General features: G+C 67.6%; 1 protein-coding gene. It reads right to left on the bottom strand.

The annotated features are described in order from the left end of the window. Positions 1-207, bottom strand: a 207-nt coding sequence (locus OXQ95_RS18665; protein ID WP_267383145.1) for a YDG domain-containing protein, incomplete at both ends; no start/stop codon positions are given.

The following is a 207-nucleotide window of genomic DNA, read 5'->3' as shown; positions in this document are numbered from 1 at the left end:
GTTGACGGTGTAGTTGGCCGCGTCGCTCCCGGTCAGCGCCAGGTTGCCGACGCTCACGGTTTTCGCGGTGCCGACGTTCTTGGTGTCGTAACTGCCGCTCGTCGGATTGTTCAGGGCGACGGCGTCGCCAGCCACCGCACCGGCCAGCGTGTAGTTGCCACCCGCCAGCGTCGCTGCCGTCGTGCCGTCATAGGTCTTCGCCACGCC

Origin of the sequence: Sphingomonas sp. GC_Shp_6 (assembly GCF_026540835.1) — a bacterium.
In the GTDB taxonomy this organism is placed as follows: Bacteria; Pseudomonadota; Alphaproteobacteria; order Sphingomonadales; family Sphingomonadaceae; genus Sphingomonas.
The sequence above is the reverse complement of the archived record's forward strand: the minus strand, read 5'-3'. Positions and strand labels throughout refer to the sequence as shown.